Here is a 13901-nt window from a genome sequence, read left to right as displayed (position 1 = left end):
CCGGGGCGGGCGCCTCCCAGAGTGCTGAACAACCGCTGTCGTGATCCGGTGAACAAAACCACCCTGGAGACGCACTCCGTCCTTCCCCGCCTCTGGGTAGGGCGTGAAAAGGACGTCTCGGTTGGGGGCGGGCATGAGGCAGAAACGGCAAGCCGGTCCAGGGTGTTGGGTCGCCAAGGGGCGGTCTTGGGCGCACCTGATCAGCGGGCCATCCAGCGGTCCATCTCCCCTGCCCGCGTTTCCAGCGCGGTGACGACGGCGGCTGACACGGTCCGGCGATTGCGGGGAACCTGCACGTCGCGCCCTTCGCCACCACACACATGGCCGGACCCCGGTTCGGGCATCTCCACCTCGATACCGGCGCGCCGGGCGAGTGCGACCGCCGTCGCCACGAACCCCTCGGAGAGCGCGAGGATCACGGAGTGCCCCGTTTGGCAGTGCCAGGCGACCAGGCCGCGTGCGAACTCCGCGTACACGGCGGGATCGACCTCGAGTGTGTCCGGGTCGCCCCAATACTTGCCCTGGCCGATTTCCGACGGCAGCTTGAGCTCCGCCTCGAAGACCTCGACCTGCCGTAGGAAGAGGCGGCCGGCACCGTTCGACGGGTTCCACAGCGTCTCGTCACCGATGTCGAAGTACATGCTCATCGCCGATCCCCCTGCTCAACCGCCCCGGCACAGGGTAGAAGATCGGGCGGTGGTCGGCACCGGGGTAAAACGGTGCCTTGGGCGCCAAGGCTCGTTGCTCTGCTATGGGCATAGTTGAGCAACTGGTGCCGGACGGAGTGTGGAAGATCTTCCAGAACGTGGCTCCAGCGCCGCCCGTGCGCGCCCAGGGCGGCGGTCGGCGGCGGTGTGACGACCGCGCGGTCCTGACAGCGATCATCTTCGCCGCCACGTCGGGCTGCACCTGGCGGCAGCTACCGCCGGTCTTCGGCGCCGGCCGGCAAACGGTCCACCAGCGCTTCACTGGCTGGTCCAAGGCCGGGCTGTGGCAAAGTTGCACCGCGTGGCGCTGGACGCTCCCGCTGCGAGCCAAGGCGCCGCCCGGCCAAGCTGCACGCGGACGCGGGCTACGTCACCGTCGTACGGGTGGTGAATGCGTTCCATCCGGATGTCGGTCCCTCGCCATAGAAGCGGTGTTCTACTCCAGTCCGGCGTCTTCCGGCCTGCCGTGGGCCAATTCGAGGAGCACGTCGAGGGCTTGCGTCAGGGTGTCCGTCGGCGGGGAGGACAGAGCGAGCCGAACCGCGTTGGGCGCGTGACCCGTGCCCACGGTGAAGGCCGCGGCGGGTGCGACCGCGATGCCCCGGCGAGCGGCGGCTGCGACGAACGTCTCCGCCCGCCACGGGTCCGGCAGCTCCCACCAACAGTGGTAGGCGTGGGGGTCGGTTCGCAGAGTCTGACCGGCAAGCCGGTCGGCCGTGATCCGCTGGCGCATCGCAGCATCCTGCCGCTTCGACCGCTCGATATCGGCCGCGGTGCCGTCGGTCATCCACTGCGTTGCCGCCTCGAGGGCGAAGGCCGGTGCCAGCCATGTCCCTGACCTGAGGCACGAGGCGACGGCCTGCGTGATGCGAGACGGCGTCACCAGGAAGCCCGCCGTCAGACCTGGGGAGAGCCGCTTGGAGAGGCTGTCGACCACAATGGTCCGCTCAGGCGCCAGCGCGGCCATGGGCGGCAGGTCGTTGCGGAGAAACCCGTAAACGGCGTCCTCGATCGCGTACATGTCCTTACGCTCGAGGGCTTCCGCGATTTCGGCGCGCCGTCCTTCGGACACGGTGATGCCCAGCGGATTGTGCAGTGTGGGCTGAAGGTAGACGGCGCGCAGGGCAGGGGCGGCGATGAGGGCGTCCGGCACAAGGCCGTCGTCGTCGACGGCCAGGGGAACAAGCGTGACGCCGAGGCGGGTTGCGATGCCTTTGACAACGGGGTACGTGAGCGGCTCGACGCCGAGGCGCTCACCAGCGGGAACGACGGCTGCGATCGCGGCTGCAATCGCCTGCCTTCCGTTGCCCGCGAACAGAAGCCGCTGTGGGTCCGGTGCCCAGCCGCCGCGGCTGAGGTGCGCTGCTGCGGCTTCACGGGCGAGAGTGCTGCCGGATGCTCCGACGGGTCGAAGGGCCGTGGCGAATGCATCGTGGCGCAGGATGCGCGTGAGGCCCTGCGCAAGTCGTGCCGGCTGCCCGGGAAGAACCGGGAAGTTCAGCTCCAGGTCGACGCGCGCGTCGGCCGGCTCGGCCGGAGAAGGCTCGAATGCGGGGGCGGCGGCCCGTACGAACGTGCCTCGACCCACTTCGCCCACAACGAGGCCGCGGACGATCAGGTCCTGGTACACACGCGCCGCGGTCGAGTTCGCGATGCCGTGCTGCCGTGCGAACCTGCGCTGCGGCGGGAGTTGGTCTCCCGGACGCAGACGGCCGCGGGCGATGTCGTTGGCGAGGCGATCGGCGATCACCCGGTAGTCCTCCACGGGTACCTCTACATTGCACCGAGAGCATTGTTCTTTATTGCACCGAGAGATTGCACCTCATAGCATCGACCGGTCAAGCGATTCGGGGAGGGGCGATTGTCATGAGCCAGGCATTCTTCGACGGGATCACGGTGGATTACGAGGATGCGGGCACCGGCGAACCCCTTGTGCTCATCCACGGCCACCCGTTCAACCGTTCGATGTGGCAACCGCAGATCGAGCACTTCAGTCAGGCCGGCTGGCGTGTGATCGCCCCCGACCTGCGCGGATACGGCCAGAGCTCGGCGGCTGCAGGCAAGACCACTCTGGAGACGTTCGCGCGCGACATTGCGAGCCTTCTCGACCACCTCAAGATCGACCGGTTCGTGTTGGGCGGTCTGTCCATGGGGGGACAGATCGTCATGGAGTTCTACCGGCTGTTCCCCGGCCGCGTCCGTGGACTCCTCCTCGCCGACACGTTCGCCGCTGCGGAGACCGAGGGCGGCAGGATGTCTCGCTACGCGATGGCTGAACGTCTCCAGCGTGAGGGTATGAGTGGTTACGCCCAAGAGGTGCTGCCCAAGATGGTGGCCCCCTACAACATCAAGGCGCTGCCGGCTGTGGCGCAACACGTGATGGAGATGATGACCCGTACGTCTCCCGAGGGTGCTGCGGCTGCGCTGCGAGGCAGAGCGGAGCGACCGGACTACGTCGAGATGCTCGCTCGCATCACGGTGCCGACGCTGGTTGTGGTGGGGGCGGACGACGAGTTCACTCCGGTGAGGGAAGCCCGCGCCATCAGTGAACGTGTCCCCGGTGCCACGCTCGAAGTCATCCAGGGTGCGGCGCACATGCCGAACCTGGAAAGAGCCGCCGAGTTCGACGTCGCCCTCCAGCGCTTTCTCAACTCACTGCCGGCCGAAGCGGACCAGGAGGACCGGCAGTGACCCGTATGACAGCATCACAGGCCACGGGATTCGTCACGGGGGCCCGCAGCGTTTCGGCGTCGCGATTGCGACGGCGGTTCGCGGCGGCCGGCGCAGGCGTCGTCATCTCGGGACGCTGAGGCGACGGACTCGCAGACATCCCAACGGATCGGTGGGCGAGTGCACCTGGGTGGACCTTCTTCCCGCACCTTGGAGCGGCACACCGAGCCCCGCCGACCGGCCGCGGCGCCGGGTCGCTCACCGGAACAGGCAGCGGCTGCGGGATCGGCCCCGGAGTGGTACGAAAGAGACCGTTGGAAGCGCACGTGGTGCCCTGCGGTCGTAGGTCGGAGGTGCCGTCCGTGGAAACCGTCGACTGGTTGCTGACCGCCGGTGAACGCGGCAATCCCGCAACCCGCTTGGACCGTCGGCGCCACGACGGGACGGCATGGTCGGTCGGCAACGAAGTTCGCCCCTTGGTCCATGGCGCGACGTACTTCGCCGAACTTCTCGCCGCCGTCCGTGCTTTGCAGTCGGGAGACCTGCTGCTGTTCACCGACTGGCGCGGCGATCCCGACGAGCGGCTAGCCGGCCCCGGGACCGAGATCGGCACCGTGCTGCGTGAGGCGGCCGAGCGCGGAGTGGTCGTCAAGGGTCTGGTGTGGCGCTCCCACCTGGACAGTCTCCAGTTCAGCGAGGCGGAGAACCGCCACCTCGGCGAGGAGATCCGGGCGGGGGGCGGCGAGTACCTTCTGGACATGCGAGTCCGTCCCGGCGGCACGCACCACCAGAAGTGCGTCGTCCTGCGCCATCCCGGGCGTCCCGAGCTCGACGTCGCGTACGTCGGTGGCATCGACCTGTCGCACAACCGCAACGACGACATCGACCACGGCGGCGACGACCGCTCCCAGCCCATCGCCGAAGCGTACGGACCACATCCCCCCTGGCACGACATCCAGCTCGCGATCCGGGGCCCCGCGGTCGGCGACATCGAGACCGTCTTCCGGGAACGCTGGACGGATCCGGCGCCTCTCACCCGCAGCCCGCTGTCCCGACTGCGCGAATTGCTGCACCGGGAAGACATCCACGCGAACCCGCTGCCCCCTCAGCTGCCCGATCCCTCGCCCTGCGGCACGCACACGGTGCAGGTGCTGCGTACGTACCCCAACCGGCTGCTGCGAGGCTACGACTTCGCCCCCGACGGCGAGCGCAGCGTCGCGCGTGCCTACCTGAAGGCACTGCGGCGGGCCCGGGGCCTCATCTATCTGGAGGACCAGTACCTGTGGTCCCCGCAGGTGGTGGAGCACTTCGCCCGGGCGCTGCGAGCGAATCCAGAGCTCCGCCTCATCGCGGTCATCCCGTCCGTCCCCGAACAGGACGGTCCGCTCACACTGCCGATGAACCTGATCGGCCGCATCACCGCTCTGGAGACACTGCGGCGGGCGGGCGGCGGGCGGGTCGCGGTGTACGGGCTGGAGAACCATGCCGGGACCCCGGTGTACGTGCACGCCAAGGTGTGCGTGGTCGACGACGTGTGGGCCGCGGTGGGCTCCGACAACATCAACCTGCGCTCCTGGACACACGACTCCGAACTCAGCTGCGCCGTTCTGGACGAGACGCCGGACCCCCGAGATCCGCAGGACCCCGCCGGCCTCGGCGACGGCGCGCGCCGGTTCGCCAGGAACCTGCGGCTGATGCTCGCGCGCGAGCACCTGGACCGGGAGGAACCCGGGGACCCGCAGGCCCCCGACGTCCTGTGCGATCCGGCGGGCGTCTTCGACGCCTTCGCGTCGGCGGCGGCCGCGCTGGACTCCTGGCACGAAAGGGGCCGGTCCGGTCCCAGGCCGCCTGGACGTCTGCGCACCTACCGGCCACCGGAGCTCTCGTGGGTGCAGCGGATTCTCGCGACGCCGCTGTACCGCGTGGTCATCGATCCGGACGGCCGCCCACTGCGGCTGCGGCTGCGCAAGGCGTTCTGAGAACCCGGTCGGGGCCGCCTTTCCACCCCTGCCGGCCGGGCAGTGGGCGAGCGCACCATCACCCAACCGCCGTGGTAACCGAGATTGATTCCGCTTCATCGCCTTCCACAGCTGCATGCTCGGTGTCTTCGTCCCCAGCGGCGGCAGCAAGTGGGTGGCGCCGTACGTCCTGGACGCGGCCAACCAACGCCTTCTGAAACAGGGCTGGATGGTCGTGGCGTACGACCTCGGCGAGGTCGGCACCGGCTCCGCCTGCTCCATGGCCGCCGGCCTTGCCGAGTCCTCCGCGACAGCCGCGAGCAAGTCGAGAACGCCGCCGAGTTCGGCATCGAACACAACCTCGGCCTGAACCTGCCGGCCATGGGCGGCCTCGCCCGGATCCCCTGCATCGAACGCAACGGCACGACTTCGGTCAGAGCCGTCACCCCGGCCCGGAGGGCGCTTCGCGGCGACGGTCGCCACCGCGTCTCACTCGACCAGGCCATCAGGACCACGAGGCAGGGCGGCGACGACATGCAGGTCAAGAACACGGAGACCTCGCTGCGGAGGCAACCTTTAGACCTGTCGGCCGACCGAAGAGGTCAGGTGCGCACCCCACTTGTAGCGTCGAATTCGTGGGTGCCGGACGGGCCGCATCAATGCCTTCACACGTCGGTGAGGCGGGCGGACAGACGAAAGGGCAACGAGCTGATGCTCAGTGAGACGACGTCGAAGGTGATGTGGGGAACGATTTCCGTCGCGGCCTCCTTCGCCTTTGTCATCTCCGTCTCGGCGCCCTCTCGAGCTCCCTCCTCGACACCTGACCCGCACGCAGCATCGGCTGCCCCTTCCGTTTCGGCCCTGGCTCCCGCCCACGCTCCCTCCACTTCCCGTCGGACCGGGAAATCGGAGAACGCTGTGCGGCGGCTCATGGGCGGGGTCATCGAGTGCGCCTCCAGGAAACCTCGGCTCGCCCACGCCCTGACCCGGGACATAGCCCGGGCCCTGGCCGGTCGCGCCAGCCGGGCGTCCATCGCGCTGTACGACCGGACCACGCGCACTTCCTGCGCGTACCGCGCCGACAAGCACTACGACTCGGCAAGCATCGTCAAGCCGATCGTCCTTGGCGCTCTGCTTCATGCCACAGGCGGGGACTTGTCCGAAGAGGAGCAGGACCTCGCGAGGAACATGATCGTGAACTCGGACAACGAATCGACGTACGTGTTGTGGGACATGATCGGCCCCGACCGTATCCAGGATTTCCTGGACGAGGCCGGAATGACGAACACGGCCATCGACGAAGCGGGTTTCATGGGCCTGACGCAGGTCACCGCGAAGGACCAGGCCACCTTGCTCGAACTGCTCACGGGCGAGGACGATGCGGTCCTGGACGAGGAAGAGCGCGCCTACGTTCTCGAACTCATGCGGGATGTCCAGGAGGATCAGCGGTGGGGAGCGCCCGCCGGAGCTCCCTCGGACGCCGACGTCCAGGTGAAGAACGGGTGGCTTCAGCGTTCCGAGGAGAACCTCATGAACCCCTGGGACCGAGGGGACTGGAAGGTCCACAGCATGAGCGCGATCACCGGCCGCGCGTACGACTACGGCCTGGTGGTCCTGACCGAGAACAACCGCGTCCCCGAGGACGAGCATCCGGACGTGGGATGGGGCTATGGCATGGACACGATTGAAAGCGTGGCGAAGGCCATCCACCGGAACCTGTACCCCGGCCGGTGACGCGTGGGCGAGCACCACGTCCCGGGTAGTCCTGCCGACAGGTTTCGTGCGGCCGGGGCCGGACACCGGCCGCCGGCCGGTCCCGCGGCCGGCGCCGCCTGGTCACACCGGAACGGCCCATGACCTGGACGGGACATCAACCCAGGCCACGCCCCTGTCCAGCACGTAGACGGTGCCATTGGTGACAACCCTCGCCCTGACCTGGACAGGGGCGAGGGCACCCGAGGGCGAGAACTACTCGGCGGGACCGGCCGCTACTCGGGCCGCCAGGGTGTGAATTCGGTCCCTCGAAGCTCCGGCTCCGCCGTGCGCTCATCCATCTCACCGTGCTGAGCGCGCGTGCCGTCGAAGACCGTGCCGGGGCCGGGAGGGCAGGGAGCTCCACCTTGCGGCCACGCCGGAGCCGGCGGCGGCAGCACCGGCTCGATGCCCGCGGCCGCCAGGCCGCCATGGCAGTCCTTGCCGGCGACACGCCGAACTTCGCGCGCCGCAGCGGCATCAGCGATGGGAGTGCGGCAACTCATTGCCGCCCGGCAAGGTCTGCCCGGCCCTCACCGTTCGCCGGATCGCCCTGTCCTGGAGGATGGCCGCGCGCGGCAGTCCACGGCGGAATGGCGTGGGATGCCCGTGCTGCCTACGGTGGTAGTAGAGGCAATGCGGCAAATGCGGGCGCCTGCGCGAGGAGACATGCCGGCGCGCCACGTTCGTACGGACAAGGCCGCTCTCCGGAGCAGGTGGGGAACATGCGCGCTGACAAGCTCGGCTCCGCCGCACGCCGTGCGCTGTTGAACGTCGGCACGGCCGCCGAGGCAGCCGGCCCCACTTCCTTCAGGGTGCTCATCCGGGTGAAGGAAGAGCCCGGCGAAGAACAGCGTCGGCAGCTGACCGATGCCGGCGCGCAGGTGTACATGGTCGCGGGCGACGTGCTGACCGCGTCGGTCGCACCCGGCGATCTCGGGCGCCTGACCGACCTCGACTGTGTCGACTACGTGGAGCTGTCCGAACCCCTCCACCCCGAGACCGGCGCCCGGACACAGAAACAGTGATCGCCTGTCCTCCACTGTGAAGGGCCGGTGATCTCGTCAGAGAGAAGACCACTCATGCTCGACTCACGGCTGAAGTTTCTGACGTCCCGGGCCGAGGAAGGCCCGGCGGAGCTGGAGGGCCTGGAGTCCACCGGCCGCTTCGCGCTCACGACCGAAGGCGTGGGGACGCCTCGTGTGCGCGTACTGCTGCGGATGGCCGAGGGGTACGGCGCCGACGATCTGAATGAGCTGTCCCGGCACACGGGGCTGACGGTGCTCACCCAGGCCGGGGATGTCATCGGCGGCGAGATCGGGATCGACCGACTCGCGGAGCTCGACGAGCTGGAAGCCGTCGGCTATGTCGAGGCGTCCCGCCCCACCCTGCCCGAACTGGACGCCGCCGTGCCGGAGACCCAGGCCGACAAGGTGCACACCGGGCCGCCCGGGTTCCGTGGGGCCGGTGTCATCGTGGGCGTGGTCGACAGCGGCATCGACTGGCGCCACGCCTGTTTCCGCGACCCGACCGGGAAGACCCGCATCCAGCGCATCTGGGACCAGAACCTCACTCCGGAAGCCGGGGAGTCCTCACCGGCGCCGTTCGGTCACGGAGTCGAATACCAGCGCTCCGCGATCGACAACGCATTGCGCGCTCCGAACCCGCTGAGCAGGGTGCGGCACATGGACGACAGCGTTGGCCATGGCACCCACGTGGCGGGCATCGCCGCGGGTGACGGGTCGTCGGCTGGTAATGACCGACCCGCGTTCACTTTCGTCGGCGTCGCGCCCGAGGCGGAGTTGGTCGTCGTGGCCAACCGGGTGACGAGCGAAGCCCTGGGCGATTCCATGGGCACGCTCGAGGCCGTCGGCTATGTCTTCAAGGTCGCCGAGACCCTCGGACGGCCCGCTGTCGTCAACATCAGCCAGGGCGACAACCTGGGGCCGCACGACGGTTCCAGCCTGTTGGAACGCGGAATCGACAACCTGCTCAACGCCCCGGGGCGCGCGCTGGTGAAGTCCGCGGGCAATGCGGCGAACGCCGGCGTACACGCGACGGGCCAGGTGACGGAGGGAGACAGCGAAGTCGTGCAGTTCTTGGTACCTGCCAACGACAGCACGCCGGACACGCTGGACATCTGGTACTCCGGTGCCGACCGTCTCTCGCTGCAGATCACTCCCCCCAGTGGCACGGCGAGCGCCGAGGTCGCCCCCGGCACCACCGCCGCCGATCTGGATCTCCCCGGGGGCAACAAGGCCTTCGTCGACTCAGTCGTCCACCACTCCCAGAACGGCGACAACCGGATCTACGTGCAGCTGAGCCGGGGAAGCCAGACAGCGATCCGGCCCGGTACGTGGAGCATCACACTCACCGGCCGGACCGTGGCCGACAGCGGCCGCTGGCACGCCTGGGTGGAGAGGGGCCAGACCGTTCCCCAGTTCATCGGCCAACATCGCAATGACGAGATCACCATCTCCGTACCCGGCACCAGCCAGAAGGTCGTCACCGCCGCGTCCTACATCACCAAGGGGGCGGGACAGGGAAACCTTTCCACCTTCTCCAGCCGGGGCCCCACGCGCGACGGCCGCACCGCGCCGACGCTCGCCGCCCCCGGCCAGGCCATCACCTCGGCGCTGGCGGGGGCCTCGGGAACGGACCAGTACCAGCCCATGTCCGGGACGAGCATGGCCGCACCGCACCTGACCGGGGTGTGTGCCCTCATGCTGCAGTCGAAACCCACGATGACGCAGGAGGATCTCGTCCTGCTTCTCACCAACTCGGCCCGGAGGGACCCCTTCACGGGCGGGGCGCCCGGCAACGACTGGGGGGCGGGCAAGGTCGACGCGGCAGCGGCGGTCAACTCCATGCCCTGACCGGAGGTCTCGGCCCGCTGAACCTCCTGCGCCATTCGCCTGGGGCGTTCGATGCCCACGTCTCCTGGGAACCGTGCCGCAGTCCAACGGTCGGGGGTGCACGACGGACACACTTGGCCCTCGACGTCCAGCGGGGGTGACGCCTTGCCCGGACCCTTCCGTGGTGCCGGACAGGAGGATGAGACGCGGCGCGTAGGACCAGCCGGCCGCGCATCGGCGACCACCCTCAGCCAAGTCGCCACCCCGCTTCACCCGAATGGCTTCGCTCACCTGCGAGAGGTACGTGATCGAGTCGCAGGGTGGTCCCATGTGGTCCCATCGGATCGTCCTGAGTGCCGGAGTCGTGGTGCTGGCTCTGCTGGTGCTGGGGGACGCCCCGCAACGGCCCGTCCGGCCCGAGCCTGTCGCCGTCGGCCCCGGTATCCCGCGGCCCCCGATCGTCAGCCGGAAGGCGTGGCGGGCGAACGAGGGCATGGTCCGGGACCGCGCGACCTACACGGGTGCGGTGAGCGCGGTCTTCCTCCACCACACCGGGCACCTGAACGGTTACGACTGCGCCGACGCCCCCCGCATGCTTCGGGCGATGCAGGAGGACCACGTCGAGAGTGAGGGCTGGGACGACATCGGCTACAACTTCGTGGTCGACCGCTGCGGAACCATCTATGAAGGACGGGCCGGCGGCGTCGGACGTCCCGTGCGAGGGGCGCACACCAAGGGCTTCAACGCCGACAGCATCGGCATCGCGGCGCTCGGCACCTTCGGGCCCGGCGCGACGGTCCCGAAGGCGCTCGAGGCGGGAATCGTGAAGGTCGCCGCCTGGAAGCTGCGGCCGGAGGCCGACCCTCGTGGCACGGTTCGGCTCGTCTCGACGAACGACGAGAGCAAATACAAGAAGGGCGAGGCGGCCGAACTCCACGTCATCTCGGGACATCGCGACAGCTTCCGCACCAACTGCCCCGGCGACGTGCTCTACAAGCGGTTGCCCGCGATCAGGGAGTCCGTGGCCCGGCTGCGGAAGCGTTGAGGTCGCTCCGGCGCCCTGGCGGTGCCAGTTGCACCAGCCTTTCGCCCTCGGACGTCACCTGTGCCCTGGCGAGGTCGAGGCCGGCCGGTGCCGGCCGGCTCGGAGACGTGGTGTGCAGCTGGAACAGTTCCTGGGCGGCACGCTCCTGTACCTCGTCGGCACCGATCAGATGCAGGTAGGAGCCCTGGCGCAGCGCCGAGGGCGACCTGTGCGCGGAACGGGTGACCACCAGTGCTGGTCCGGAAGCCTGGTACTACAGCCGTAGACCGGGTCGAAACCTGGGCTGACACCTCGGGGTGTGGCTGGGCGCGGCGCGGCCACCGCGTCAGGGTCGGGCGAAGACGTGTAGGTGAGCGTGCGGTGTTTCCTGGAGTGCGGCGGATCCGGCGCGCAGGTCGGCGATAGCGTGGAGTTGAGACCCGAGTGATGAGGAGGGCGCGTGCGATTCGCGCTGGACGCACTGTTCGCCGACGTGCCCGCGGAGCAGGTCGATGAAGCTCGAGACTTCTACAAGTCGAGGGCGGCAGGCCGTGGCCCCAGCTCACTGGAGGAGCTCAGGGAGGCACGAGCGAGGAGGTCTGCTCCTCGGGCCGCCGATCCGCCTGCCGTCGAAGAGACGATCGAAGCCGCGGAAGCGCGCGTCCCCGTCAGGATCTTCACGCCTGGCGACGGTCCGCCGCGGGGCGTCTACCTGGACATACACGGCGGCGGCTTCTACATGGACTCCGCAGCGCGAGGAGACAAACGCAACCGCGAGCTCGCAGACGTCCTGCAACTCGCCGTTGTCAGCGTCGACTACCGGCTGGCTCCCGAGCACCCCTGGCCGGCAGCACCCGACGACTGTGAAGCAGCGGCGCTCTGGCTCGTCGAAGAAGCCGATGCCCGCTTCGGAACGTCCCGACTTGCGATCGGCGGGAGCTCCGCGGGAGCCACACTCGCCCTGGCGACCCTGCTCCGGCTGAGGGACCGAGGTGCCATCGGCGGATTCACCGGCGCTGCACTCCAATTCGGCACCTACGACTTGAGCGCACGAACCCCGGCCGGTCGCTGCATCGCGGACGAATACTTCATCCAGGCGTACGCCGGCCATGTGGAAGACCGCACTGTTCCCGACGTCTCTCCCCTCTACGGCGTCCTTGGCGGGCTTCCCCCAACGCTGTTGATCGTCGGAAGCGCAGACGTATTGCTGGAAGACAACCTGGCGCTGGCAGGTCGGTTGTCGGCGGCCGGCAATGACGTCGAGGTCCGGGTCTACCCCGAGTCACCCCACGGTTTCACGGGCCACCCCACGGCAATGGCCAGGACGGCGCTCAGCGGCGTCGACTCCTGGCTGCGCGACCGGATTATTACCTGACCTGGGTCACGATCGCGATGATCTCGTTCGTCCTCGTCTACATGCTGATGAAGTCGGACGCGAACAGGTCATCATGTCGCTGCCGGCCGCCGGCCTCGTCCTTGCCATCTCCGTGGTCCGGGACCTGACCGGCGCCGGCCGCAAGGACGCGGACGCCGACACCGACACCACGGGTATCGAGGACTCGGTCACCCGACCGTACGACCGAGGTAACGGGCCCGTGCCCGTGCACTTCGGGGGGCAGTTCCGGCCCGCTGAGCACAAACTCAGCGGGCCGAAACGCTGTCGGCCGTGCGCAACGGGTCGCGCGGAACGGGCGCCCGCCGCACGCTCGGCGTCCAGGTGGATCCACTGATGGTCTCTCACGGTCGTGGGACTCGCGCGAGACTTCCGCCGAACCGACGTCGAAGTGTCATTGCGCACCGAAGGTGGCTGGACCAAGTGCATCGGCGACCCGCCCCTGGTACCCGTGAGCGGGCTCCCGCGGCGTGGCGGCGACCGAGAATCCGGACGGTGCTGATAGAGATCTGCGTGGCGGCGCCAGGGAACCCGTCGCCCAGCCCTCCGAGGAGTCGCGGCATGCCACAGGCACGCGCCGACGGTGTGAATCTCCACTACGAGGTCGTAGGGGAGGGTGAGCCGCTCGTACTCGTCCACGGCTCGTGGAACGATCACCAGAGCTGGCAGCCCGCGATCGAAGCCGACCTTCGCGCGTCCTTCACCGTGGTCACGTACGACCGCCGCGGCCACGGCCGGAGCGGGAACGTGGCGGGCCAAGGCACCCGGAGACAGGACGAGGACGACCTGGCGGCGCTGATCGAACTGCTCGGCCACGCCCCCGCACACGTTGCCGGAAACTCCTTCGGCGCGTCGATCGTCCTCGGCCTGGCCGCACGCCGGCCCGAGCTGTTCCGCAGCATCACGGTCCATGAGCCCCCGCTGGTGGGGGTCGTGGCCGACGACCCGAGCTCCCTGGCACAGCTGCGCCCGACGATGGCCTCCATCTACTCGGCGATGGACCACCTCCGCAAAGCCGAGAACGAGCAAGGCGCACGCCTGTTCGTCGAGGAGGTGGCATTGGGCCCTGGCACGTGGGAACAGCTGCCCGCACCCCTGCGTGAGAGGTTCGTGACCTATGCCCAGACATGGCTGGACGAACAGACCGACCCGGCCTGGGCCGTACTGGACCTCGACAGGCTCTCCGCCTGCACCATGCCGGTACTGCTGAGCCGCGGCAGCGCAAGTCCCACCTGGTTCTCCACGGTCCTGGAGCGGTTGGCCACTGCCATGCCGCAAGCACAGCGCCAGACCTTCGAGGGCGCGGGTCATATCCCGCACATGACCCACCCACAGGAGTACACGACGGCCCTCACCAGGTTCATCCGGGCAGCAGGAGCGGACGAACCCCGGCCCGGCCAGTGACCCCCGCTTGCTGCAGAAGGGCGCTACGGAAGCGAATGGAGCGCCGCCGACAACCCCTGCCGCGGCGGAAGAGCGATCAAAGCGACGCGGGTCAACCGGTTCAACCGACCTGAAGCGTCAGCCGGTGGAGGACGCGGG

12 protein-coding genes and 1 pseudogene are annotated in these 13901 nt (G+C 68.9%); 10 read left to right on the top strand and 3 right to left on the bottom strand.

The window, feature by feature from the left end:
• Positions 1–200: 200 nt before the first annotated feature.
• Positions 201–647, bottom strand: coding sequence for a DUF6086 family protein (locus IE198_RS26685; protein ID WP_189890998.1), 447 nt, complete (start codon positions 645–647; stop codon positions 201–203).
• Between the two features lie 104 nt (positions 648–751).
• Here IE198_RS26685 and IE198_RS36705 point away from each other — a divergent pair.
• A pseudogene (locus IE198_RS36705) lies at positions 752–988 on the top strand (transposase); the annotation flags it as partial.
• Positions 989–1143: 155 nt separating this feature from the next.
• Here the strand turns inward: IE198_RS36705 and IE198_RS26680 are convergent.
• Positions 1144–2472: an aminotransferase-like domain-containing protein gene (locus tag IE198_RS26680; RefSeq protein ID WP_189890996.1), complete on the bottom strand. Its 1329-nt coding sequence runs from the start codon at positions 2470–2472 to the stop codon at positions 1144–1146.
• 101 nt (positions 2473–2573) lie between these two features.
• Here IE198_RS26680 and IE198_RS26675 point away from each other — a divergent pair, with 101 nt between their 5' ends.
• The 7 genes from IE198_RS26675 to IE198_RS26650 all read left to right on the top strand — a co-directional run bounded on the left by IE198_RS26675 (position 2574) and on the right by IE198_RS26650 (position 10987).
• A complete protein-coding gene (locus IE198_RS26675) occupies positions 2574–3398 on the top strand; it encodes an alpha/beta fold hydrolase (RefSeq protein WP_189890994.1) in 825 nt (274 codons plus the stop codon).
• Between the two features lie 341 nt (positions 3399–3739).
• Entirely contained in the window at positions 3740–5356 is a 1617-nt protein-coding gene (locus tag IE198_RS26670) for a phospholipase D family protein (RefSeq protein ID WP_189890992.1), read from the top strand.
• A gap of 115 nt (positions 5357–5471) precedes the next feature.
• Complete coding sequence (locus tag IE198_RS35555) at positions 5472–5705, top strand: hypothetical protein (RefSeq protein ID WP_229834386.1); 234 nt, start codon at positions 5472–5474, stop codon at positions 5703–5705.
• Positions 5609–7069: a serine hydrolase gene (locus IE198_RS26665; protein WP_229834377.1), complete on the top strand. Its 1461-nt coding sequence runs from the start codon at positions 5609–5611 to the stop codon at positions 7067–7069. Before IE198_RS35555 ends, IE198_RS26665 begins: the two co-directional genes overlap by 97 nt.
• 743 nt (positions 7070–7812) lie before the next feature.
• Complete coding sequence (locus IE198_RS26660) at positions 7813–8115, top strand: hypothetical protein (RefSeq protein ID WP_189890988.1); 303 nt, start codon at positions 7813–7815, stop codon at positions 8113–8115.
• Positions 8116–8169: 54 nt separating this feature from the next.
• A complete protein-coding gene (locus IE198_RS26655; RefSeq protein WP_189890986.1) occupies positions 8170–9963 on the top strand; it encodes a S8 family peptidase in 1794 nt (597 codons plus the stop codon).
• A 307-nt stretch (positions 9964–10270) separates the two neighbouring features.
• Entirely contained in the window at positions 10271–10987 is a 717-nt protein-coding gene (locus IE198_RS26650) for a peptidoglycan recognition protein family protein (protein ID WP_189890984.1), read from the top strand.
• Here IE198_RS26650 and IE198_RS26645 read toward each other — a convergent pair.
• Positions 10953–11219, bottom strand: a complete 267-nt coding sequence (locus IE198_RS26645) for a PLP-dependent aminotransferase family protein (protein WP_189891127.1) — start codon at positions 11217–11219, stop codon at positions 10953–10955. The two genes, IE198_RS26650 and IE198_RS26645, sit on opposite strands and share 35 nt — an antisense overlap.
• A 207-nt stretch (positions 11220–11426) precedes the next feature.
• Between IE198_RS26645 and IE198_RS26640 the strand changes: the two genes are divergently transcribed.
• The gene (locus IE198_RS26640) at positions 11427–12341 is read left to right on the top strand and encodes an alpha/beta hydrolase (RefSeq protein ID WP_189890982.1); all 915 of its coding nucleotides are present in this window, start codon (positions 11427–11429) and stop codon (positions 12339–12341) included.
• 579 nt (positions 12342–12920) lie between these two features.
• Positions 12921–13763 carry an alpha/beta fold hydrolase gene (locus IE198_RS26635; protein WP_189890980.1) on the top strand — a complete coding sequence of 281 codons (843 nt, stop codon included), beginning with the start codon at positions 12921–12923 and terminating at the stop codon, positions 13761–13763.
• The last annotated feature ends 138 nt before the right edge of the window (positions 13764–13901 follow it).

This window comes from Streptomyces xantholiticus, from assembly GCF_014651015.1.
Taxonomy (GTDB): Bacteria; Actinomycetota; Actinomycetes; order Streptomycetales; family Streptomycetaceae; genus Streptomyces; species Streptomyces xantholiticus.
Note: the sequence above shows the minus strand (reverse complement) of the source record. Positions and strands in the feature narration are given on the sequence as shown.